Annotated in this window: 22 protein-coding genes; 11 read left to right on the top strand and 11 right to left on the bottom strand. The window is 73.0% G+C overall.

The genetic code is table 11. The features are described from left to right. The first annotated feature begins 147 nt into the window (after positions 1-147). Positions 148-987: an indole-3-glycerol phosphate synthase TrpC gene (trpC, locus tag EEJ42_RS44340; protein ID WP_123107799.1), complete on the top strand. Its 840-nt coding sequence runs from the start codon at positions 148-150 to the stop codon at positions 985-987. A 95-nt stretch (positions 988-1,082) separates the two neighbouring features. Here the strand turns inward: trpC and trpD are convergent, their stop codons facing one another. After that, complete coding sequence (gene trpD, locus EEJ42_RS44335; RefSeq protein ID WP_123107798.1) at positions 1,083-2,141, bottom strand: anthranilate phosphoribosyltransferase; 1,059 nt, start codon at positions 2,139-2,141, stop codon at positions 1,083-1,085. A gap of 146 nt (positions 2,142-2,287) precedes the next feature. On the opposite strand from trpD, the gene pdxR reads away from it, so the two are divergent. After that, positions 2,288-3,682, top strand: a complete 1,395-nt coding sequence (pdxR, locus tag EEJ42_RS44330; RefSeq protein ID WP_123107797.1) for a MocR-like pyridoxine biosynthesis transcription factor PdxR — start codon at positions 2,288-2,290, stop codon at positions 3,680-3,682. A 12-nt stretch (positions 3,683-3,694) separates the two neighbouring features. Here the strand turns inward: pdxR and EEJ42_RS44325 are convergent, their stop codons facing one another. Together EEJ42_RS44325 and EEJ42_RS44320 are read right to left on the bottom strand one after the other, a co-directional pair. Then, positions 3,695-4,282 carry an anthranilate synthase component II gene (locus EEJ42_RS44325; protein ID WP_123107796.1) on the bottom strand — a complete coding sequence of 196 codons (588 nt, stop codon included), beginning with the start codon at positions 4,280-4,282 and terminating at the stop codon, positions 3,695-3,697. Continuing rightward, positions 4,279-5,814, bottom strand: a complete 1,536-nt coding sequence (locus tag EEJ42_RS44320; RefSeq protein WP_123107795.1) for an anthranilate synthase component I family protein — start codon at positions 5,812-5,814, stop codon at positions 4,279-4,281. Before EEJ42_RS44320 ends, EEJ42_RS44325 begins: the two co-directional genes overlap by 4 nt. Positions 5,815-6,073: 259 nt before the next feature. Between EEJ42_RS44320 and EEJ42_RS44315 the strand changes: the two genes are divergently transcribed. Continuing rightward, positions 6,074-7,435 carry a class II 3-deoxy-7-phosphoheptulonate synthase gene (locus EEJ42_RS44315; protein WP_123107794.1) on the top strand — a complete coding sequence of 454 codons (1,362 nt, stop codon included), beginning with the start codon at positions 6,074-6,076 and terminating at the stop codon, positions 7,433-7,435. Between the two features lie 147 nt (positions 7,436-7,582). Then, positions 7,583-8,398, top strand: coding sequence for a putative protein N(5)-glutamine methyltransferase (locus EEJ42_RS44310; protein ID WP_123107793.1), 816 nt, complete (start codon positions 7,583-7,585; stop codon positions 8,396-8,398). 14 nt (positions 8,399-8,412) lie between these two features. Here EEJ42_RS44310 and EEJ42_RS44305 read toward each other — a convergent pair whose 3' ends face one another. The 7 genes from EEJ42_RS44305 to EEJ42_RS44275 form a co-directional block, all read right to left on the bottom strand. Further along, on the bottom strand, positions 8,413-8,787 hold the full coding sequence (locus EEJ42_RS44305; protein ID WP_123107792.1) for a hypothetical protein: 375 nt from the start codon (positions 8,785-8,787) through the stop codon (positions 8,413-8,415). Between the two features lie 47 nt (positions 8,788-8,834). Further along, positions 8,835-9,359: a roadblock/LC7 domain-containing protein gene (locus EEJ42_RS44300; protein WP_123107791.1), complete on the bottom strand. Its 525-nt coding sequence runs from the start codon at positions 9,357-9,359 to the stop codon at positions 8,835-8,837. A gap of 38 nt (positions 9,360-9,397) precedes the next feature. Beyond that, positions 9,398-10,159 (bottom strand): transcriptional regulator, encoded by a 762-nt coding sequence (locus EEJ42_RS44295; RefSeq protein ID WP_246097795.1) that lies wholly within the window; start codon positions 10,157-10,159, stop codon positions 9,398-9,400. An 80-nt stretch (positions 10,160-10,239) separates the two neighbouring features. Further along, positions 10,240-10,647, bottom strand: a complete 408-nt coding sequence (locus EEJ42_RS44290) for a hypothetical protein (RefSeq protein ID WP_123107790.1) — start codon at positions 10,645-10,647, stop codon at positions 10,240-10,242. A gap of 192 nt (positions 10,648-10,839) precedes the next feature. Then, a complete protein-coding gene (locus tag EEJ42_RS44285; protein ID WP_148082224.1) occupies positions 10,840-11,169 on the bottom strand; it encodes a hypothetical protein in 330 nt (109 codons plus the stop codon). A 67-nt stretch (positions 11,170-11,236) separates the two neighbouring features. Beyond that, a complete protein-coding gene (locus tag EEJ42_RS44280) occupies positions 11,237-12,586 on the bottom strand; it encodes an MFS transporter (RefSeq protein ID WP_123107788.1) in 1,350 nt (449 codons plus the stop codon). A 45-nt stretch (positions 12,587-12,631) separates the two neighbouring features. Beyond that, complete coding sequence (locus EEJ42_RS44275) at positions 12,632-13,618, bottom strand: zinc-dependent alcohol dehydrogenase (protein WP_246097793.1); 987 nt, start codon at positions 13,616-13,618, stop codon at positions 12,632-12,634. 253 nt (positions 13,619-13,871) lie between these two features. On the opposite strand from EEJ42_RS44275, the gene EEJ42_RS44270 reads away from it, so the two are divergent. Beyond that, positions 13,872-14,687, top strand: coding sequence for an IclR family transcriptional regulator (locus EEJ42_RS44270; RefSeq protein ID WP_123107786.1), 816 nt, complete (start codon positions 13,872-13,874; stop codon positions 14,685-14,687). Between the two features lie 32 nt (positions 14,688-14,719). On the opposite strand, the gene EEJ42_RS44265 is transcribed toward EEJ42_RS44270, so the two are convergent. After that, on the bottom strand, positions 14,720-15,157 hold the full coding sequence (locus tag EEJ42_RS44265; protein ID WP_123107785.1) for a MarR family winged helix-turn-helix transcriptional regulator: 438 nt from the start codon (positions 15,155-15,157) through the stop codon (positions 14,720-14,722). Between the two features lie 199 nt (positions 15,158-15,356). Here EEJ42_RS44265 and EEJ42_RS44260 point away from each other — a divergent pair, with 199 nt between their 5' ends. From EEJ42_RS44260 to pcaB, 6 genes are read left to right on the top strand one after another with little or no spacing between them, the layout of a single operon-like run. After that, complete coding sequence (locus EEJ42_RS44260) at positions 15,357-16,178, top strand: CoA transferase subunit A (protein WP_123107784.1); 822 nt, start codon at positions 15,357-15,359, stop codon at positions 16,176-16,178. Further along, on the top strand, positions 16,175-16,948 hold the full coding sequence (locus tag EEJ42_RS44255; RefSeq protein ID WP_123107783.1) for a CoA-transferase subunit beta: 774 nt from the start codon (positions 16,175-16,177) through the stop codon (positions 16,946-16,948). The genes EEJ42_RS44260 and EEJ42_RS44255 overlap by 4 nt, the downstream gene beginning before the upstream one ends. Next, positions 16,945-18,150: a thiolase family protein gene (locus EEJ42_RS44250; protein ID WP_123107782.1), complete on the top strand. Its 1,206-nt coding sequence runs from the start codon at positions 16,945-16,947 to the stop codon at positions 18,148-18,150. The genes EEJ42_RS44255 and EEJ42_RS44250 overlap by 4 nt, the downstream gene beginning before the upstream one ends. Positions 18,151-18,181: 31 nt before the next feature. After that, positions 18,182-18,949 (top strand): protocatechuate 3,4-dioxygenase subunit beta, encoded by a 768-nt coding sequence (gene pcaH / locus EEJ42_RS44245; RefSeq protein WP_123107781.1) that lies wholly within the window; start codon positions 18,182-18,184, stop codon positions 18,947-18,949. Further along, complete coding sequence (pcaG, locus tag EEJ42_RS44240) at positions 18,949-19,527, top strand: protocatechuate 3,4-dioxygenase subunit alpha (RefSeq protein ID WP_123107780.1); 579 nt, start codon at positions 18,949-18,951, stop codon at positions 19,525-19,527. Before pcaH ends, pcaG begins: the two co-directional genes overlap by 1 nt. Next, on the top strand, positions 19,514-20,815 hold the full coding sequence (gene pcaB / locus EEJ42_RS44235) for a 3-carboxy-cis,cis-muconate cycloisomerase (RefSeq protein WP_123107779.1): 1,302 nt from the start codon (positions 19,514-19,516) through the stop codon (positions 20,813-20,815). Before pcaG ends, pcaB begins: the two co-directional genes overlap by 14 nt. The last annotated feature ends 73 nt before the right edge of the window (positions 20,816-20,888 follow it).

Genomic DNA, 20,888 nt, shown 5'->3' with positions numbered 1-20,888 from the left:
GGCCGCCGCGGAGGCGGCCACCGCCGTGCGGCCCGGCAACGCCCGGTACGCCGGCCTGGCCCGGGGCGTCAACCAGCGCCGGGACCCGCGCGACGGGTTCCGGCACGCCCCGTCGGCCGAGCCGACGCGACCGCGGCGAGGTGTGCGATGACGGTCCTCGACTCGATCCTGGAGGGCGTGCGCGAGGACCTCGCCGAGCGGCGCAGGGCGGTCGCACCGGGAGAGGTGCGGGAGCGGGCCCTGGCCGCCGGGCCCGCGCTCGACGCCGCGGCGCTGCTGCGCTCCCCCGCCGGATTGCGGGTGATCGCGGAGGTCAAGCGGTCCAGCCCGGCCCTCGGGCGGCTCGCCGCGGTCGACGACCCCGGTGCCCTGGCCGCCGCCTACGCGGCCGGGGGCGCCGCGGCGATCAGTGTGCTGACCGAGGGCCGCCGGTTCTCCGGCTCACTCGGCGACCTGGACCGTGTGCGTTCCGCGGTGCGACTGCCCGTGCTGCGCAAGGACTTCGTCGTCGACGCCTACCAGGTGTGGGAGGCCCGGGCCCACGGGGCGGACCTGGTGCTGCTCATCGTGGCGGCTCTGGACGACCCGCAGCTGGCCGACCTGTTGGCCGTGACGCGGGAGGCCGGGCTCACCGCGCTGGTGGAGGTGCACGACGAGGCGGAGGCGGAGCGGGCCGTCTCCGCCGGGGCGGGCGTGATCGGGGTCAACTCCCGGGATCTGCGTACCCTGCGCATCGATCCGGACGTCTTCGGGCGGATCGCGCCCCTGCTTCCGGACGGTGCCGTACGGATCGCCGAGTCCGGGGTACGCGGCCCGGAGGACGCCGCCCGTTACGCCGCGCTCGGTGCCGACGCGCTCCTGGTCGGCACCTCACTGGTCACCGGCAGCGACCCCCGCGCGGCAGTCGCCGCGCTGGTCGAGGCCGGCCGGCGCGCCCCGATGCCCAGCGCGCCGGAACCACCCGGCACGGCTCCTGCCCCCGCATGAGGCGCCGTGCCGAAACCCCGGTGTCCGGGAGCCCGGCGGGGCTCCCGGACACCGGGTGGTGGGCCCTCGTCCCGCCGCGTCCCGGCCGCCACGGCTCACCGCGCCCCGGCCCGCTTGCCGGTGACGGCCACCCAGCGCTCCAGTACGGCGGCGGCCGCGCCGGAGTCGATGGCCTCGGCGGCCTGCCGTACTCCCTCGGCGAGGCGGTCGGTCAGGGGTGCGGGCGAGGGGTGCAGGGCGGCCAGGCCGGCCGCCGCCGACAGGAGCACCGCGTCGCGGACCGGCCCCCGTACCCCGTCGAGGACCCCGCGGGCGATCCGGGCGTTGTGGCCGCGGTCGCCGCCCCGGAGGTCCTCGGGGCTCGCCGGACGGAATCCGAGGTCACGTGGGTCGAACAGCTCTTCCCTCGCCTCTCCGCCCTGCACCGTCCACACCCGGGACGTCGTCGTCACCGTCAGCTCGTCCATGCCGTCGTCGCCGCGGAAGACCAGGGCCGACACCCCGCGCCTGGCCAGCACCGCGGCCACCAGCGGCAGGGTGTCGGCGGCGGCCACCCCGACGGCCTGCGCCGTGGGGGCAGCGGGGTTGCACAGCGGGCCGAGGAGGTTGAACACCGTGCGCACCCCCAACTCCCGGCGCGCCCCGGAGGCGTGCCGCAGCGCCGGGTGGAAGACGGGAGCGAAGCAGAAGGTGATGCCGGCTTCCTCGGCGACCTCCGCCACCTCGTCCACCGGCAGGTCGAGCACTACGCCCAGCTCCTCCAGCACGTCCGCGGAGCCGCACGTGGAGGACGCCGAGCGGTTCCCGTGCTTGACCACGCGCGCCCCGGCTCCGGCCGCGACGATGGCCGACATGGTGGAGATGTTGACGCTGTGCGATCCGTCGCCGCCGGTGCCCACGATGTCCAGGGTCCGGCCGGGCACCCGCAGGGGCAGCGCGTTCCGGAGCAAGGCCCGGGTCAGCCCCTCCACCTCGTCGGCGGTCTCGCCCTTGGCCCGCAGCGCGATCAGCAAGCCGGACAGCGCGGCGGCGCCGACCTCGCCCGCCATGATCTGTTCCATCGCCCAGTCGGTGTCGTCCGACGTCAGGCCGTCGCCCTTCAGCAGCGTCTCGAGCAGGGTGGGCCAGTCGCGAACCTTCGGACGTGCGGTCACGGGAATTCTCCTCGTCGGCGCCGTATGAATGTCGCCGCTCAGTGTGTGCGCGCCGGGCCCGGTGCGACAGACCAATTCCCCGTCGGGACAGCGGTCCAAGAAGCGGAGCAGAAGAGAGCGACCCTCGCACGGGAAAGGGAGGATGAATGTCCCTGCATTTGGCGGTGACCATCTCCAGGAATTCCGATGAATCCCTCACCTCGCAGATACAGAGGTTCGTCAAACAGGAAATCCAGCAGGGAACCCTGCACCCCGGCACCCGGCTGCCGGCCACCCGGCGGCTCGCCGAGGACCTCGGCATCTCCCGCAGCGTGGTCGTCGAGGCGTATGCGCAACTCGCCGCGGAGGGGTACCTGGAGGCGGCGCGGGGCGCGGGCACCCGGGTAACGGGCCATCTGTCCCGTGACGCGGTGGTGCCGGCCCTGCTGGACGAGGGCCCGGTACCCACGGTGCGCTGGGATCTGCGCCCGGGCGGCCACAACGCCCCCGGCGTGCCGCACAAGGAGTGGCTGACGGCTTATCAACGCGCCCTGCTCTCCCCGAAGTCGCGCGGCGCCTCCTATCCGTCGCTCGCGGGCGAGCCGGAGCTGCGTGTCGAACTCGCCCGCCACCTCGGACGGCTTCGCGGGGTGCGGGCGACGCCGAGCACGGTGCTGGTGGTGAACGGATTCGCGCAGACGCTGGCCCTGCTGTGCGCCGCACTGCCCGCGATGGGCATCACGGACCTGGCGGTGGAGGACCCCTGCCATCCGGGGCAACGGCGCTTCGTCCAGGACAGCGGCATGCGGGTGCTCCCGGTGCCGGTCGACGACGAGGGCATCGACGTGGACGCCCTCGCGACGACCCCGGCACGGGTCGTCCTCGTCACCCCGGCCCACCAGTTCCCGACCGGAGCCGTGCTCTCGGCCCGCCGCCGCGAAGCACTCGTACGATGGGCACGCGCCGTCGACGGCTGGGTGATCGAGGACGACTACGACGGCGGGCTCTGGTACGACGATCAGCACCCGAGGCCCCTGGCTCTGCAACGGCTGGAACCCGACCGGGTGATCTACACCGGTACCGCCAGCAAGCTCCTCACTCCCGGCCTCCGGCTCGGCTGGCTCACCGCTCCCGAGGACCTGCTGCACCGGCTGCTGCGGGTCCGCGCCCGCCACGACCTCGGCACCGAGTCGTTCACCCAGCTCGCCCTGGCGGACCTGCTGCGCGGCGGACTCTTCGACCGGCACCTGCGCAGGCTCACCGAGCGGTGTGCCGCACGGCGCGGGGCCCTCGCTCAGGCCGTGCACACCCGGCTGCCCGGCGCGACGGTGCTCGAACCCGCCGCGGGGCTGCACGCCTACCTCCGCCTCCCGGCGCACACCGACGAAGCGGCGCTGGTGGCCGGCGCGTTGCGCCGGGGGGTCCTGGTGCGCGGCGGAGCGGCGTTCGGCGCCGTGCCCCGCCGCGAGGCGCCCGCGCTGGTCGTCGGGCACGCCCATCTGCCGCTGTCCGGGGTGGCCGAGGCGTTCCGGGAACTCGGCGCCGTGGCCGGCCGGGGGTGACCGGAGCCCCGCTCAGCCCGCGGTGACCGATGCCTTGGTCATGGCGAGGAAGTTCTCCATGATGTGCAGCCCGCCCGTGGTCATGATGCTCTCCGGGTGGAACTGCACTCCGGCCACGGGGAGCGACCGGTGGCGCAACCCCATGACGTAGCCGTGGTCGATGCAGACCGCGGTCGTCACCAGCGGCTCGGGCAGCGGTTCGGTGACGACGAGCGAGTGGTAGCGCGTGGCCTCCAGGGTGTTGCCGAGCCCTTCGAACAGGCCGGCGCCGTCGTGCCGTACGACGCTGGTCCGGCCGTGCATCACCTGCTGTGCCACCTCGACCCGGCCGCCGTACGCCAGGGCGATCGCCTGGTGCCCCAGACAGACGCCCAGCAGGGGAACGCTTCCGGCGAACTGGTGGACGAGTTCGACGTGGCCCGAGGCGGCCGGATGGCCGGGGCCGGGCCCGAGGACCACCGCGTCGGGGGCCAGGGCGGCCAGTTCCTCCGGGGTGCGCGTCCGTGACCGTACGACCTCCGTCCTGGCACCCAACGTGCGCAGATACTGGTCGATGATGTGCACGAAACTGTCGTACGCGTCGATCAGCAGCACCTTCACGGCAGCAATTCCTCTCCGGTGAGCGCCCAGTGGGCGGCCCCCATCTTCGCCAGCGTCTCCCGCCACTCGGCCTCGGGCTCGGACTGCGCCACGAGTCCGGCGGAACTCTGTGTGGAGTACGTGACGCCGTCGTACTCGATCGTGCGGATGCACAGGGCCAGTTCGCTCCAGCCGCGTACGTCCAGCAGGCCGACGGCGCCCGCGTAGCCGCCGCGGGGCTCCCGCTCCAGTTCGTCGATGATCTCCATGGCGCGGATCTTCGGCGCGCCGGTCATGGTGCCCGCGGGGAAGGTCGCCCGGACCGCGTCCCACGCGGTGACGCCCTCGGCGAGACGGCCCTTGACCGTGGACACCAGGTGGAAGACGTGGGAGTAGGTCTCCACCTCCATCAGCTGGTCCACCGGCAGGGTGCCGGGTCGGCAGACCCGGCCGATGTCGTTGCGGCACAGGTCCACCAGCATGATGTGCTCGGCCTGCTCCTTGGTGCTCTCCCGCATCTGCTTGACGCGCTGCTGGTTCTCCTCCTCGTCCGCGCCGCGCGGGGCGGTGCCCGCGATGGGGCGCATGGTGATCTCGCCGTCCTCGACGCGGAAGAACAGCTCGGGGCTCGCCCCGATCAGCAGGGTGTCGCCGCGCGGCGCCAGGTACATGTACGGCGAGGGGTTGCGGGCCCGCAGGCGCCGGTACACGGCCTCGGGCGCCAGCTCGGTACGGACGTCGACGCGGTGACCGATCTGGATCTGGTAGATGTCCCCGACCCGGATGTGCTCCAGGCAGCGGTCCGCCCAGCGCAGGAACGTCGCCCGGTCCACGCTGTCCCGCACCGACAGCGGCCGGGGCGCCTCGGGTACGGGGGGTACGCCCGCCCGCCGGGCCGCTTCCCGGGCGAGACCCGGCAGACCGGGATCGTGCCGTGCGCCGAACTCCGAGCTGTCGGCCCGCAGTTCACGGACCGTGCCGTCGGTGCGGTCGTACCACACCGTGTGCCGAAACACGGTCAGCGTGACGTCCGGGCCCCGCGGCGGCTTCGCCCGCTCCCCCAGGTCCTCCATGTGCCAGGTCGACTCGTAGGCCAGGCTGGTCAGGAACCCGAAGGACCAGCCCTGGGGCGAGAGGTCCGTCCGCACCTCGAACAGATCGCTCCGGGCCGCTTCCAGAAACGCCCACAGCTGCTCCGGCCGCTGGACGCCCAGTTCGGCGCGGAGCTCTCGGCCGCCGTCCGGCAGGGGGGCGGCCGCCCGGCGAAGCCCGAGGCTCCCGGCGTGTTCCAGCAGGGCACGGACGAGCGCCGGCTCGCCCCTGAGGCGAACGGTCACCTCGCGGGTGCCTCCGCCGAGGACCCGGATGTCCAGCAGGCGCCCGCACCCCACGACCGCCCGGTCGGGGTCACGTCCGGTGCGGGAGGCGTTCTCGAGGAGGAAGACGTCGTCGGCCGGGTGGGTGCGGCGCAGCTCCTCGTAGAGATCGAGCGGGTCGTGCGCCGGGAGCCCCGACGCCGTGACGCGTACGTGGATCGGTGCGCTGCGCGCCATCGTGTAATTCCCCTCGGTTTCTTCACCATTCCGGGCCGGCCCGCCGAATGGGTCCGACGGCGGTACCGGGGAGGTTCCGGCAGACAGCGAAGCAGAGGCGATGGGAGGGCGGCCAGACCAATTCCGGGGCGCGGAGCCGGTCCAATGCCGGAAGCGCTTGACGGGAAAAGGGCCGAGGAATTGGAGTGAAGCGCCATGGCCGAGGGAGGGCGATGTGGAACGCTCGGGAAATGATCGAAGAGCCGTCGGAGGAGCCGAAATGACGTCGGAAGGCGCACCCGGTTCGCACGGCGCGCAGACGCGCAAGGTGCCACCGGCCGACCAGCAGCCGGACTGGCCCGATCCGATCCACCTGCGCGACGTCACCGACCAGCTGGCGCGGGCGGTACCGCTGGTGTTCGCCGCGGAGTGCGACGCGCTGCGTTCCCGGCTCGCCGCGGTGGCGAAGGGGGAGGCTCTGCTGCTGCAAGGCGGTGACTGCGCGGAGACGTTCGCCGGGGCCACGCAGGAGTCCGTCGACGGCAAGCTGCGTACGCTGTTGCAGATGGCGGTCGTCCTGACGCACGGGGCGTCGATGCCGGTCGTCAAGGTCGGGCGCATGGCGGGCCAGTTCGCCAAGCCACGCTCGCAGCCGTTCGAGCGGCGGGGTGACACGACACTGCCGGTGTACCGGGGGGACGCGGTGAACGGCCCGGGATTCACCGTGCGGGAGCGCACCCCCGACCCGGACCGGATGCTGCGCATGTACGAGACGTCGGCGACGACGCTGAACCTGGTACGCGCGCTGACCGCCGGGGGCTTCGCCGATCTGGCCCGGGTGCACGAGTGGAACCGGGCCTTCGTCGCCGCCTCTCCCAGCGGGCAGCGGTACGAGCGGCTGGCCGACGAGATCGAGCGGGCGCTGGCCTTTGTGCGCGCGTGCGGGGGCGAGACCGGCAGGCTGGCCACCGCCGAGTTCTACGTCAGCCACGAGGGGCTGCTGCTCGACTACGAGAGGGCGCTGACGCGTACCGATCCCGCGACCGGCAAGAGGTACGCCACCAGCAGCCATCTCCTGTGGATCGGGGAGCGGACCCGTCGGCCGGAGGGGCCGCACATCGAGTACTTCGCGGGGATCAGCAACCCCATCGCCGTCAAGCTGGGTCCCGGTGCGACCGCGGACACCGTGCTGCGGTACGTGGACCGCCTCGACCCCGACCGCGAACCCGGGCGGCTCACGTTCGTGGTCCGGATGGGGGCGGAGCGGGTCCGCGACCTGCTGCCCCTGCTGGTGGAGAAGGTCGCTTCGGAGGAGGCGCCCGTCGCTTGGGTCTGCGACCCGATGCACGGGAACACCTTCGTCACCGAGAGCGGTCACAAGACCCGGCACTTCGATGCCGTCGCCGACGGGCTGCGGGGCTTCATGGAGGTGCACCACGCTCTGGGCACCCACCCCGGGGGTGTCCACCTGGAGCTGACCGGCGACGACGTCACCGAGTGCCTGGGCGGAAGCAGTGCCGTGGGCCAGGACGCGCTGCCGCAGCGGTACGAGACGGCGTGCGACCCGCGCCTGAACCACTCCCAGGCCCTCGACCTGGCCTTTCTGCTCGCCGAGTGGTACCGCAGCCGCCGGCCTGGATGATCGGGTAATGTGGCCGTTACCCGTACGCACCGAGGAGGTGAGACCCATCAACGCCAGTTCAGGCTGGGTGCTCTCGCCTCAGGGATACACGGGATAGCTGACCGTCGGGAGCGCTCTCAAGGGATTCCGAAAGGCTTCCAGGCTTCCATGTCGGCTTCACCTTCACCCTCATCTTCCCTCGTCACCTTCTCCACCGTCGTCACCAGGCTCCGCGCCGCCGGGTGTGTGTTCGCCGAGGACGAGGCGCGGTTGATCCTTTCCGCAGCGCAGGTCCCGGCCGAGATCGACGGCATGGTGGACCGGCGCGCCGCCGGGCTGCCGCTGGAACACGTTCTGGGCTGGGCGGAGTTCCGGGGGTTGCGGATATCCGTGGACGCCGGAGTGTTCGTGCCGCGTCGGCGGACGGAGTTCCTGGTCGAGCGGGCGGCCGCGATGGCGCGCGCCGGGGCGGTGGTGGTCGATCTGTGTTGTGGCTCGGGCGCGTTGGGGGCCGCGCTGGTGGCGGCGCTGGGGGGCCGGGCCGAGTGGTACGCCGCCGACATCGACCCGGCCGCGGTGCGCTGTGCCCGCCGTAACGTCGAGCCAGCGGGCGGGGTGGTGTGCGAGGGCGATCTGTACGAGCCGCTGCCCGCCGCCCTGCGCGGCCGGGTCGACGTGCTGCTGGCCAACGTGCCGTACGTCCCCACCGAGGAGGTCGGCCTGCTGCCGCCGGAGGCGCGCGTCCATGAGGCGCGGGTGGCGCTGGACGGGGGCGCGGACGGGCTCGACGTGCTGCGCCGGGTGACCGCCGGGGCGTCGGGGTGGCTGGCACCGGGCGGCAGTCTGCTGTTCGAGACGAGCGAGCGGCAGGCGTCGCACGCGCTCGACATCGTCGCCGGTGACGGGCTGGTCCCGCGGGTGGAGGTGTGTGAGGAGCGGGAGGCCACGGTCGTGATCGGGACCCTCGGCCGGGAGCGCGACTGATCTGGCTCCCGGTCTCAGACCTCCAGTTCGGCCTCGATCTTTCTCAGCTGGTGGCGGGCCATCGCGAGGTTGGCGCGTCCGGAGTCGAGGACGAGGTAGAGGAAGAGGCCGTTGCCTCCGCGGCTCTTGAGCAGCCGGATCAGGTGGTACTGGGTGCCCAGGGTGATGAGGATGTCCTCGATCTCGTCCTGGAGGCCGAGGTGTTCCATGGTGCGCAGCTTGGCGCGGACGACGTCGGTGTTACCGGCGGCCGCCACGTTCAGGTCGAAGCTCGCGCCGCCTCCGATGGTGCCCAGCGCCATCCCGCTGGTGTAGTCGACGAGCGCGGCTCCGGTGGCGCCCTCGATCGTCGAGAGTGCGTCCTTGAGTGCTGATTCGGTGTTCGCCATGACGGTTCCCTTCGGGTTGCGACGGTGTGCTGTGCGGGGGGGTGTGACTACGTCGTCGGGGTCTCCCCCGTGGCCGGGCGCCGGGCGCGGGTACGGGCCCCGCCCGCGCGTGGGGAGGTGGGCCGTACGGGCAAGGGGGGCGCGTCGGGGGTGGCGGATGGCTGTCCGCGGGGGCGGTCGGGCTGCTGAGCGGTGACCTGCGCGGTGGCCTGGAGCAGTTCGCTGATGCGGCTGCTGGAGCGGCGTCCTTCCAGGTGCAGTCGGCCGACGTTCACCTGTCCTTCGGCCAGCAGGGTCAGCACGGCGGACGGTCCGGCGGCGTAGGTGGCCAGATAGCCGCGGTCGCTGCGGACGAGGAGTTCACGGAAGCCGCCCTGACCGGTGGCATCGGTGAGCCGCAGGGCGATGCCCAGGGCGGCCGCGGTGAGGGCGGCCACGCCCTCCGGCTCCACGCCCCGGGAGTCCTGCGCCAGCACGAGGCCGTCGACGCCGGCCGCGAGCGCGCCGGTCAGCTGCGGCATGCGGGACCGGAGCCGGTGGAGTTCGTCGAGGATTTCCGCCTCGGCCGACATGAGCTGTCTCCTTTCGGCACGCTGTCCGAGCGCGCGGATCACAGGGCCTCCAGTGCGTTCCTGAGTCGGCGCAGGAGGCTGATGTCGGGGCCGGTGGAGGTGTCCGGAGGCCGGGCGGCCACGGCTTCGGGCCGTGGTCGAGGCCGAGTCGGCACCACAGGATCGTGGCGCCGGGTCGGCGCGACGATCCCGGCGGCGGCGAGACGGCGGACGTCGACAAGCGTGTGGAAGGCGGGGCGGCCCAGGAGGCGGGCGATGTCGGCTGCGGTGCGCACCCCGTCGACGTGCTCGAGGACCGCGCGCTGCCGTCGCGGCAACCTCGCGTCGAGGGGGAGCCGGGTCCGCGACAGCGGTTCGGTGTCCGCCGCGTCCTCGGGCCAGATCTCGTGCAGCAGCTCCTGTCGGCGCGATGTCTCGCGCTGCACCGCGTCGACCGGTACCGGGCGCACGGCTCCCAGCCAGTGTTCGACCCCGTACCGGAAGCGGGCCGGGCCACCGTCCGGGCCGAGGACGAAGAACGCCGCGTCGTACAGCGCCCCGAGGTGGCACAGTTCCAGCGCGCCCTCGGGGAAGCGGCCGCTGTCCACCAGGAACCGCCCCACCCGCTGTTCGGGTCCGGCCGCGTCGAGGGCTTGCCGCCACTCCTCGGGTGACAGGGCGCCGCCCGCGGTGAGCAGCAGCTCCAGATCGGGCGTGTCCGGGCTCTCCGCGTGGATCACGTGTCCGTCGGCGAGATGCAGCGTGCCCCGCTCCCGCATGAAGGAACCGGTGGCCTTCTCGGCGGCGAGCCGGTGCAGCATGGACGAGCCCGCCGGAGCGCTGTCGGCGGTGGTCGCGGGGCGCCGCCGGGGCAGACCGGAAGAGAGTGCCCGCAAGGCGCTCACCCCAGCACCAGTTGCCGCGCCATCTCGCCCAGCCGGATGCGGGCGAGGGCGAGATTGCCCTCCGTACGGCCGAGCCACAGATGCAGGAACACACTGCTGTCGAAGGTGGTGCGGACGAACTGGAGGACGTGGTAGCTGTCGCGGTTGCTGACGATCAGATCGTTGACGGGAATGTCAGCGTCCGAGGAGTCCGACCAGTCGGAGCCGTCGGCGGGGGCGAACGACGGGGATTCCGCCGCCATCCGCGCGAGTTCCGCCGCCTCGGCCGCCGTGGTCTCGTGGTCGCCGCTCGGCGATTCCCCGACCGTGCCCAGAGCCAGACCGCTGGTCCAGTCGACCACGGCGGCGCCCCGGGCGCCGGGCAGTTTCATGGCCTCCAGCAGGCACTCGTCGATCCCGGGCACCGTGACATCCCTCCCCGCGTGCGGTCGAACGAATATGGAGAACCTAGACTCCATATGTGGGGGAAATGTGAAGACGCAGGTAAAATTCTGTGGAACCCGTGACTAATGAGTAGCCGGTGTCAATGTTCTGAGACTCCGTCAATCATTGACGAACCGGGTCAAAACGCCCGCCGGAGGTAACCTCTCGGCGCGTCAGCCGGTGCGGTGGTGGCCGATGCGCCGGTCCAGCGCGCCGCGGGCGCCGTCGAGGGCGGTGGCGGTGGCCCGCCGGGCGGACGCGGCATCCGGGTGGCCGAGCGCGTCCGCGATCTCGTCCCACGTACGGCCCGAGGCGAGCAGCGCGTGGACGGCGGCACCGAGCGCGTGGTCGGTGGCTCGGCGGGCCTCGCCGATCCGGCTCAGGGTGGCGAGCAGATCGGGCGCGGTGTGGGCGGCGTCGGTGTGGTGGCCGACGAGGGTGAGCGACTGGTCCGCGGTCACCCACCAGTCGCCGGGGGTGGGGTGTTCTGGGGTCACGGTCACCCGGTCATCGTAACGCTGGCGGACCGGTGAGTGGGTCATGTGGTCCGTGGAGTGGACCAGCGAGGGGTCACGCCTCGATGCGCTCGACCCGGTCGATGAGCAGCGCGTACGCGACCAGCCCGACGGCGACCACGATGCCGATGTAGCCGAGCGCCCAGGCGAAGGAGCCGGTCGCGTCGACGATGAAGCCGATGACGAGCGGGGTGAGCACACCGCCCGCGTTGGCCATGAAGTTGAAGACGCCCCCGCCGGTCCCGGTGAGCCGCCGCGGGACGGAGTCCGCGAACAGCGCCCAGCTGTTCTGCATCAGCCCCTGGGCGAAGAACGCGATCGACATGAAGGTGATGACGAGCGGTGCGGAGTCGGTGAAGTTCGCGCACACGATGATCGAGGCGAGTACGAAGCCGATCATCACCGGAAGCTTGCGGGCGACCGTGCGGGAGCGGCCGTTGTCCAGCATCCGGTCCGACCAGGCGCCGCCGACGAGCGTGCCGACCAGCGCGGCGAGGTAGGGCGCGGAGGCCCAGAACCCGGCCTTGATGATGCCCATCCCCTTCTCCTCCACCAGATAGCTGGGGAACCAGGTGAGGAAGAAGAAGAGGACGGAGGCGCTGGCGAACTGGCCGATGTACATGCCCCACAGCCGCTTGTTGGTGAACAGCACGCGCAAATCGGCGCCCATGGTGGAGAGTTCCGCCTCGGATGCCTTCTCCACGGCGGCCGCCGACTCCTGCTCGTCGGGCTGCTGGATGTGGGCCAGTTCCTCGACGCTGACCTTCGGGCTCTGCTCGGGGCGGTCGTACACCCGGCGGAACCAGACGACGGAGAAGAGCAGCCCGACCGCACCGGTGACCAGGAACACCGAGCGCCAGCCGAAGTGCACGGTGAGCAGGGACAGGACGGGCGCGGCGACCGCGAGTCCGATGTACTCACCGGAGGTGTACGTGGCGGTGGCCCGGCCGCGCTCGTTGCCCGGGAACCAGTTGACGACCAGGCGGTTGTTGGACGGGAACGCCGGTGCCTCGAAGGCGCCGAGCGCGACCCGGATGCCGACGAGCGAGCCGAAGCCGCGCGAGAGGACCACGGCGGCGGTCGCGAGCGACCAGCCGACCAGGGCGTACCCGAAGGCCAGCTTGGCGCCGACCTTGTCGATGAGCCGTCCGGTGGGGATCTGGAGCAGCAGATAGGCCCAGCCGAAGGAGGACAGCAGGATGCCCTGCTGGGTGGCGGTGAGGTGGAGGTCGTCCTTGATGTGCGGGAGGGCGACCGAAAGGTTCGTCCGGTCCAGGTAGTTGATCGCGGTGATGATGAAGAGGGAGGTGAGCAGCCCGTAGCGGGCCCGGCTGACGGCCGGGCGGGCGGAGTCGGGGACGAGGGGCGGGGGTGCGGCGGGGGCGGGCGTGCCGGTGGTGCTCATGGCGAGACTCCTTCGTCTCGGGGGAGAGGCGTGGGGAGGGGGAGTTCAGTCGGCGGCGGTGAGCGAGATCCAGGTCTTGCCCGCGCGTTCACGGGCTCCGGCGAACGCCTCCTGCGCGCGCTCCAGCGGGAAGCACGCGTCGATCGAGGCGCCGGGCCGTACCGCGCCCGAGGCGATGTCGGTCAGGGCGGCGGTGAAGTCGCCGGGGTGGTCGTAGATGAGCGAGCCGCGGAGGGTGAGCTGCGCGCGGACGAGCTGGTTCAGGGTGAGCGGCAGCGGGTCCGCGCCCAGCCCGACCAGGACGAAGGTGGCGCCCGGCGCCGTACGCTCCAGCGCGGCGCGCAGCGCGGCCTGGGCGCCGGACGACTCGAAGACGTACCCGAACCCGCCCTCGCCGTCGGCCGCGGCGCGGGCGCCCAGCTCCACGGCGCGCGCCAGGCGCGGCGGATGGGGTTCGACGACGGCCGGGCGGACGCCGATGGCCAGCAGCGCCCGGCAGAGCAGCAGCCCCTGGGCGCCCGCGCCGACGACGAGGGTCTTGTCGTCGGCGGCGACGCCCCCGCGGCGTACGGCGGTACGGGCCACCGTGTACGGCTCGGCGCAGGCCAGGTCGACGTCGCGGGCGGAGTCGGGGACCGGGTGGGCGAAGGGGGCGGGGACGGCGACGCGCTCGGCGAGGAGGCCGGGGGCGTTCATGCCGACGATGGTGCGCTTGGCGCAGGCGGAGGTGAGCCCGCGGGCGCAGTCGGGGCACTGGAGGCAGGCGTAGTTGGGCTCGATGACGACGCGGGTCCCGGGGGCGGGCGCCGCGGTGGCCTGGGCGCCGACGGCGACGATCCGGCCGAAGCCTTCGTGGCCGACCACCCAGGGGAGGGCCGGGGGTTGGCGCGCACCGTCGAAGACGGCCAGGTCGGAACCGCAGATCCCCATGCCGTCGAGCTGGACGAGGACATCGTGGGGGCCGCATACGGGCTCCGGCCAGTCATCGGCGATCTGGAGGCGGCGGGGTGCGGTGAGAACGGCTGCTTTCACCGTGACTCCTGACATTGGTCCGCTGAATGGACCCTGAGGTCCGAGTGACGGTGACGATAGGACGCATGCTGAGCATCGACAAGAGGTTGCGGACGAGTATCCGCGACGTAACGCGGGCCGGGGCCCGCGGGTGCCGCCCTGACGTGCCCGAACGCCCGTGCCGGAGCCGAGGCCACTGGTCCGCGCAGCGGACCTGGGCCCATACTGGGGCCGTCGGTGGACCAGCCGGCGGACCGGTGCGAGGAGTGGCGGCATGGGCAAGGGCGCGGAGCCGGAGGACGCGGGGTCCGGCGGCAGCGGCGGGGGCGACGGAGGCGGCGCCAACGGCGGCATGAGGACGGTCCAGCGGGCCATCGACATCCTCGGCCTCTTCAGCGAGCACCGTCCCGCCCTGTCCATCCGCGAGATCGTCGAGGCCAGCGGGCTGCCGAAGACGACCGTCCTGCGCATCCTCCAGACCCTGCGCCTCAACGGGCTGCTCTGGCTCGACGAACACGGCCGCTACACCGCCGGACCCACCTTCCTGCGCTGGGTCCGCATGGCGGACCAGGGCTGGCGCCTGCCCGCCCCGGCCCGGCGGGCGCTGCGCGACCTGGCCGCCGAGCACCGGGAGACGGTGCACCTGTACGTACGGCGCGATGTGCACCGCGTCTGCGTCGCCCAGGAGGAGGGGCCCCAGGCACTGCGCCACATCGTGCAGGTCGGGGACGAGCTGCCGCTGTGGGCGGGCGGGCCCTCCAAGGTCCTGCTCCTCGGCGCCGACGACGCCCTCCTGGACCGGATCGCCCGCCGCTCCCCCCACGGCCCGGCGCACGCCGCGACGCTGCGCCGCTGGGCGGCGGAGACGGCCCGTCAGGGGTACGCGGTGAGCCACGGCGAACACGAGGAGGGCCTGTCCTCGGTGGCCGTCCCCGTCCGCGGCCGGGGCGGCGACGTGGTCGCGGCCCTCTCCTTCGGCGGCCCGTCGGTCCGTTTCACACCGGAGCGGCTGCCGCGCTTCGTGGCCTCGCTGGCGGGCGCGGCCCGTACGGTGGCGGGCGGTCTGGGCGCGCTCCCCACGGAGGGATGACCTGGGGTTTCACCCCTGCACGGGTGTCGGCGCTACGCCCGCAGCTCCTCCGCCGCGTCCGCCACCCGCCCGATCAGCCGCAGCAGCAGCTCCCGCTCGTCCTCGTCCAGCGGCGCCAGGAACACCCGGTTCATCCGCGCCGTCCGCGTGACCAGCTTCCGGTGCAGCCGCTCGCCCTCGTCCGTCAGCTTGAGGACGTTGCGGCGCCCGTCGCGCGGATCACGGACCCGCTCCAGGAGCCCGCGGCGGCCGAGCCGGGCGACCACGTCGGCGATGGTGGAGCGATCCAGGTGGACGTGTTCGCTCAGGGTGCGCTGGTCGATGTCCGGCTTCTCGATCAGCGCGTTGAGCACCGCGAACTGCGGCGAGGTCGTCTCCTCCGAGACCATCGCGCCCCAGAGCAGCGAGTGCGCCTGCTGGAGGCGGCGGGCCAGATGCCCGGGGTGAGTGGTGAGATCGACCGCACCCATGCCCTGACCTCCCCTGTCGGAGCGTTTGGTTCGTGTACTGAATGATTCTGCCCTGCGGAAGCACCGGTGTCGAGCAGTGCACATTCGCCTTAGACTCCCTTGACGAGCGCACCGAGCGATGGGAGCGTTCGGAAGCGGTACGAAAATAGTCAGCACACTGAGCATTCCGGAACCGTGTGCGATCACCGCGGGAGTGACGATGGCCGACATCCGAAGCCTGCACGACGCCGTGGCGGACCTCATCCACGACGGGGACACCGTCGCGATGGAGGGTTTCACCCACCTGATCCCGTACGCCGCCGCGCACGAGGTCATCCGCCGGGGCATCACCGACCTCACGCTCGTCCGCATGACTCCCGACGTCGTCTACGACCAGCTCATCGGCGCCGGACTCGTCCGCAAGCTGGTCTTCTCCTGGGGCGGAAACCCCGGCGTCGGCTCGCTGCACCGCTTCCGCGACGCCGTCGAGAACGGCTGGCCCCGGCCGCTGGAGCTGGACGAGCACAGCCACGCGGGCATGGCCAACCGCTATGTGGCGGGGGCGTCCAAACTGCCGTTCGCCGTGCTGCGCGGCTACCGTGGCAGCGACATCCCGAAGCGTACGGACACCATCTCCACCGTCACCTGCCCCTTCACCGGCGAGGAGCTGGCCGCCGTCGCCGCGCTCAACCCGGACGTCACCGTGATCCACGCCCAGCAGGCCGACCGCGCGGGCAACGTGCAGCTGTGGGGGCTGACCGGGGTGCAGAAGGAGGCCGCGCTCGCCGCGGCGCGGGTGCTGGTGACGGTCGAGGAGATCGTCGAGGAGCTGGAGCCACGGCCGGGCGGGATCGTCCTGCCGACCTGGGTGATCGACGCGGTGTCGGTCGTCCCCGGCGGGGCGCACCCCTCGTACGCCACCGGGTACTCGGTGCGCGACAACGCCTTCTACCAGGCGTGGGACCCGATCGCCCGGGACCGCGAGGCGTTCACGCAGTGGATCGAGGAGAACGTGCGCACCGAAAAGGCTGCCGTGCGATGACCGAGACCCCCGACGTCACCCGCGACGAGCTGATGGAGATCAACGCCGCCCGCGCGCTCGCCGGGGCGAAGACCTGCTTCGTCGGCATCGGCCTCCCCAGCACTGCCGCCAACCTCGCCCGCGCCACCGTCAACCCCGGCCTGGTCCTCATCTACGAGTCCGGCACCATCGGCTCCAAGCCGACCCGGCTGCCGCTGTCCATCGGCGACGGCGAACTCGCGGAGACCGCCGACTCCGTGGTCCCGGTGCCCGAGATGTTCAACTACTGGCTCCAGGGCGGCCGGATCGACGTCGGCTTCCTCGGCGCCGCCCAGGTCGACGCCTACGCCAACATCAACACCACCGTCGTGGACCGCGGCCCGGACAAGCCCGAGGGCCGCCTTCCCGGCGCGGGCGGCGCCCCCGAGATCGCCTCCAACTGCGGCCGGGTGCTGATGGTGCTGCGCCACTCCCCCCGCAGCTTCGTCCGGAAGCTCGACTTCGTGACCACCATGGGCCACGGCAGCGGACCCGGCGACCGCACCAAGCTCGGTATGCCCGGCGCGGGCCCCGTCGCCGTCATCACCGACCTCGGCATCCTGCGCCCCGATCCGGCCACCGCCGAACTGACCCTGACCGAGCTCCACCCCGGCGTCACCGTCGAGCAGGTACGCGCCGCCACCGGCTGGGAGCTGACCGTCGCCGACACCGTGACCATCACCGAGCCGCCGACCCCCGACGAACTGGCGGCGCTGCGCGCGCTCAAGGCCGCCGGGAAGGAGCCCCGATGACCGCCCTGCGCGACGTCTACATCGTCGACGCCGTCCGCACCCCCATCGGCCGTTACGGCGGCGCGCTCGCGGGTGTGCGCCCCGACGACCTCGCCGCCCACGTCGTCCGCGGCCTCCTCACCCGTACGCCCGACCTCGACCCGGCCCGTATCGACGACGTCTACCTCGGCAACGCCAACGGCGCGGGCGAGGACAACCGCAACGTCGCCCGCATGGCCGCCCTGCTCGCCGGGCTCCCCGTCACCGTGCCCGGCGCGACCGTCAACCGGCTGTGCGCCTCCGGCCTGGAAGCCGTGCTCCAGGCGGCCCGCGCCATCGCCGTCGGCGACGCGCATATCGCGCTCGCGGGCGGCGTGGAGTCCATGTCGCGCGCCCCCTGGGTGCTGCAAAAGCCGGAGCGCGCGTTCCCCGCCGGGCATCAGCAGATGTACTCCACCACCCTCGGCTGGCGCATGACCAACCCGGACATGCCGCCCGAGTGGACCGTCGCCCTCGGCGAGGGCGCCGAACTGATCGCCGACAAGCACGGCATCACCCGCGAAGCGCAGGACGCGTTCGCGCTCGCCAGCCACGAGAAGGCGGCGCGGGCCTGGAAGGACGGGGCGTACGACGCCGAGGTGCTGCCGTACCCGGACACCGATCTCGTCCGCGACGAAACCATCCGCGACACCACCTCGATGGAGTCGCTGGCCAAGCTGAAGCCCGCCTTCCGGCCCAAGGACACCGGCACGGTCACCGCGGGCAACGCCTCCCCGCTCAACGACGGCGCCGCCGCCCTCCTCCTCGTCGACGACGAGGGGCTCAAGGCCACCGGGCGCGAGCCCCTTGCCCGCATCGGCGCCTCGGCCGTCACCGGCATCGAACCCCAGTACTTCGGCCTCGGCCCCGTCGAGGCCGTACGCCGCGCCCTCGCCAAGGCGGGCCGCGGCTTCGCCGACCTGACCACCCTCGAACTCAACGAGGCGTTCGCCGCCCAGTCGCTCGGCTGCCTCGCCGAATGGTCCGCCCAGGACGACGGCCTCGACCCCGCCCTGGTCAACCCGCGCGGCGGCGCCATCGCCATCGGCCACCCGCTCGGCGCCTCCGGCGCCCGCCTCGCCGGAGCCGTCGCCCACCAGCTCGCCGCGGCGGGCTCGGGCACCGGCGTGGCCTCCCTGTGCATCGGCGTCGGGCAGGGCATCGCCCTCGTCCTCGAGCGGTAACTCGTCCTCGAAAGGTAAGGCGCACCCACCCATGGCACTCACGCAAGCCGACATCGACCGCGAACTCGCCGACAGCCGCGCCGCGTACGACAAGGCGCGCGCCGACGGCGCCCCCGCCGCCGACCACCCGGCGCGCGACTTCGCCCCGTACCGCAGCAGCCTGCTGCGCCACCCCAAGCAACCGCTGGTCGCGGTGCAGGGCGACCCCGAGACCGTCGAACTGCACACGCCCGTCTTCGGCCACACCGACATCACCGACGTCGACAACGACCTCACCATCCAGCACCAGGGCGAACCGCTCGGCGAGCGGATCACCGTCTCCGGACGGCTGCTGGACAGCCACGGACGGCCGGTGCGCGGCCAGCTCATCGAGCTGTGGCAGGCCAACGCGGCCGGGCGCTACGCCCATCTGCGCGACCAGCACCCGGCGCCCCTCGACCCCAACTTCACCGGCGTCGGACGGACCCTGACCGGCGACGACGGCTCGTACAGCTTCACCACGATCAAGCCCGGCGCCTATCCCTGGCGCAACCACGAGAACGCGTGGCGCCCCGCCCACCTCCACTTCTCCCTCTTCGGTACGGCGTTCACCCAGCGCCTCATCACCCAGATGTACTTCCCCGGCGACCCGCTCTTCGCCTACGACCCGATCCTCCAGTCCGTGACGGACGAATCGGCGCGGCAGCGGCTCGTGGCCACCTACGACCACGGGCTGTCCCAGCCGGAATGGTCGCTGGGCTACCGCTGGGACATCGTGCTGGACGGGCCGTCGGCCACCTGGATCGAGGAAGGCCGCTGATGACCCAGCTCTCCCCCACCCCCTCCCACACCGTCGGCCCCTTCTACGGGTACGCGCTCCCCTTCCCCGGCGGCGGCGACCTCGCCCCCGCGGGCCACCCCGACGCCATCACCGTGCACGGCCGGGTCCACGACGGCGCGGGCGCGCCCGTCCCGGACGCCCTGGTCGAGCTGTGGCAGGCGGGCCCGGACGGCTCGCTGTCCGGCGCGCCAGGATCGATGCGCCGCGACCCGGTGACCGGCGGCTTCGCCGGGCGCAACGGCGTCGACTTCACCGGCTTCGGCCGCATCGCCACCGACGCCGACGGCCACTGGACGGCCCGTACGCTCCGGCCCGGCGCCCCCGCCGCCCCGTACATCAGCGTGTGCGTCCACGCCCGCGGGCTGCTGCACCACCTCTACACGCGCCTGTACTTCCCCGAGGACGTCCAGCGGGGCGCCACCGACCCGCTCCTCGCCGCGCTGGATCCGGCGCGCCGGGAGACCCTGGTGGCGACGGCGGAGCCCCAGCCGGGGACGTACCGCTTCGACATCCGCCTCCAGGGAGAGGGAGAGACGGTTTTCCTTGAGTTCCGCTAGCCCCCTCGGCCGCGATGACGTCGGACTGCTGACCCCCGTACGGACCGGGTCGGCGGTCGAGGACGCCACCGGCGACACGGCGTTCCTCCAGGCCATGCTCGACGCCGAGGCCGCGCTCGCCCGGGCGCTGGCCCCGGCCGACGCGGCGGCCGTGGTGACGAGTGCGGCCCGCGCCGGGCTGTACGACGTGCGCGACCTCGCCCGGCGGGCCCGCTCCGGCGGCAACCCCGTCATCCCGCTGGTCGCCGACCTCACCGCGGCGGTGGCCCGTACGGACGGCGACGCCGCGGCGTACGTCCACCGCGGCGCGACCAGCCAGGACATCCTGGACACCGCCACCATGCTGGTCGCGGCCCGCGCCCTGCCGCTGATCGTCGCCGACCTCGACCGTACGGCGGCGGAGCTGGCGCGGCTCGCCGCCGCCCACCGCGCGACGCCCATGCCGGGCCGCACCCTCACCCAGCACGCCGTCCCCACCACCTTCGGCCTCAAGGCGGCGGGCTGGCGTTCGCTGGTCCTCGACGCCCGCGCCCGGCTCGCCGCCGTGCGGCCGGTGGCCCAACTGGGCGGCGCCGCGGGCACGCTGGCCGCCTTCGACGACGGCATCCCCCTGCTGGCCCGCTTCGCGGCGGAAACCGGGCTCGCCGAACCCGACCTCCCGTGGCACACCCTGCGCACCCCCATCACCGACCTCGGCTCCGCGCTGGCCTTCGCCGTCGGCGCGCTGGGGAAGCTTGCGGCCGATGTGCTGGTCCTCTCCCGTACGGAGATCGGCGAGGTGGCGGAGGGTGCGGGCGGCGGCTCGTCCGCGATGCCGCACAAGTCCAACCCCGTACGCGCCACCCTCATCGCCTCCGCCGCCCGCCAGGCCCCCGGCCTCGCCGCCACCCTGCTCGGCTCCCTCGCCGCCGAGGACGAACGCCCCGGCGGGGCGTGGCACGCCGAGTGGCAGCCGCTGCGGGACCTGCTGCGGCTCGCGGGCGGCGCCGCCCGGGACGCCGCGGAACTCGCCTCCGGCCTGCGGGTCTTCCCCGACCGCATGGCCGCGAACCTGGAGCTGACGGACGGCCTGATCGTCAGCGAGCGCCTCATCGCCGCGCTCGCCCCGGTGGTCGGCCGCGCCCGCGCGAAGGAACTCCTGGCGGAGGCGGCGCGGGCGGGAGCGGGCCTGACCGAGGCCTTGGCGGATGTCCTCCCCGCCGACCACCTACGCGAACTGATGGACCCCACCACCTACGTGGGCGCGGCCCCCGCCCTGACGGACCGAGCCCTGACCCGCCATGCGTAACGCCTCCGGCGGAAGTCCCCCCACCCCGCCCCTTCCCGAAACCGGGGGCAAGCCCCCGGCCCCCGGTTGGGGG

The organism is Streptomyces botrytidirepellens, from assembly GCF_003721215.1.
Classification (GTDB): domain Bacteria; phylum Actinomycetota; class Actinomycetes; order Streptomycetales; family Streptomycetaceae; genus Streptomyces; species Streptomyces himastatinicus.
Note: the sequence above shows the minus strand (reverse complement) of the source record. Positions and strands in the feature narration are given on the sequence as shown.

What these genes read in the sequence shown, in the direction of transcription:
- EEJ42_RS44295 (WP_246097795.1), bottom strand. Translation starts at nt 10,159, where the DNA reads ATGCTGCACCGGCTCGCCGCCGAGAAGGCCACCGGTTCCTTCATGCGG.
- pcaH (WP_123107781.1), top strand. Translation starts at nt 18,182, where the DNA reads ATGGCACTCACGCAAGCCGACATCGACCGCGAACTCGCCGACAGCCGC.
- EEJ42_RS44250 (WP_123107782.1), top strand. Translation starts at nt 16,945, where the DNA reads ATGACCGCCCTGCGCGACGTCTACATCGTCGACGCCGTCCGCACCCCC.
- EEJ42_RS44270 (WP_123107786.1), top strand. Translation starts at nt 13,872, where the DNA reads ATGGGCAAGGGCGCGGAGCCGGAGGACGCGGGGTCCGGCGGCAGCGGC.
- pdxR (WP_123107797.1), top strand. Translation starts at nt 2,288, where the DNA reads ATGTCCCTGCATTTGGCGGTGACCATCTCCAGGAATTCCGATGAATCC.
- EEJ42_RS44300 (WP_123107791.1), bottom strand. Translation starts at nt 9,359, where the DNA reads ATGTCGGCCGAGGCGGAAATCCTCGACGAACTCCACCGGCTCCGGTCC.
- pcaG (WP_123107780.1), top strand. Translation starts at nt 18,949, where the DNA reads ATGACCCAGCTCTCCCCCACCCCCTCCCACACCGTCGGCCCCTTCTAC.
- EEJ42_RS44320 (WP_123107795.1), bottom strand. Translation starts at nt 5,814, where the DNA reads ATGGCGCGCAGCGCACCGATCCACGTACGCGTCACGGCGTCGGGGCTC.
- EEJ42_RS44265 (WP_123107785.1), bottom strand. Translation starts at nt 15,157, where the DNA reads ATGGGTGCGGTCGATCTCACCACTCACCCCGGGCATCTGGCCCGCCGC.
- EEJ42_RS44305 (WP_123107792.1), bottom strand. Translation starts at nt 8,787, where the DNA reads ATGGCGAACACCGAATCAGCACTCAAGGACGCACTCTCGACGATCGAG.
- trpC (WP_123107799.1), top strand. Translation starts at nt 148, where the DNA reads ATGACGGTCCTCGACTCGATCCTGGAGGGCGTGCGCGAGGACCTCGCC.
- EEJ42_RS44260 (WP_123107784.1), top strand. Translation starts at nt 15,357, where the DNA reads ATGGCCGACATCCGAAGCCTGCACGACGCCGTGGCGGACCTCATCCAC.
- EEJ42_RS44315 (WP_123107794.1), top strand. Translation starts at nt 6,074, where the DNA reads ATGACGTCGGAAGGCGCACCCGGTTCGCACGGCGCGCAGACGCGCAAG.
- EEJ42_RS44280 (WP_123107788.1), bottom strand. Translation starts at nt 12,586, where the DNA reads ATGAGCACCACCGGCACGCCCGCCCCCGCCGCACCCCCGCCCCTCGTC.
- EEJ42_RS44310 (WP_123107793.1), top strand. Translation starts at nt 7,583, where the DNA reads ATGTCGGCTTCACCTTCACCCTCATCTTCCCTCGTCACCTTCTCCACC.
- EEJ42_RS44255 (WP_123107783.1), top strand. Translation starts at nt 16,175, where the DNA reads ATGACCGAGACCCCCGACGTCACCCGCGACGAGCTGATGGAGATCAAC.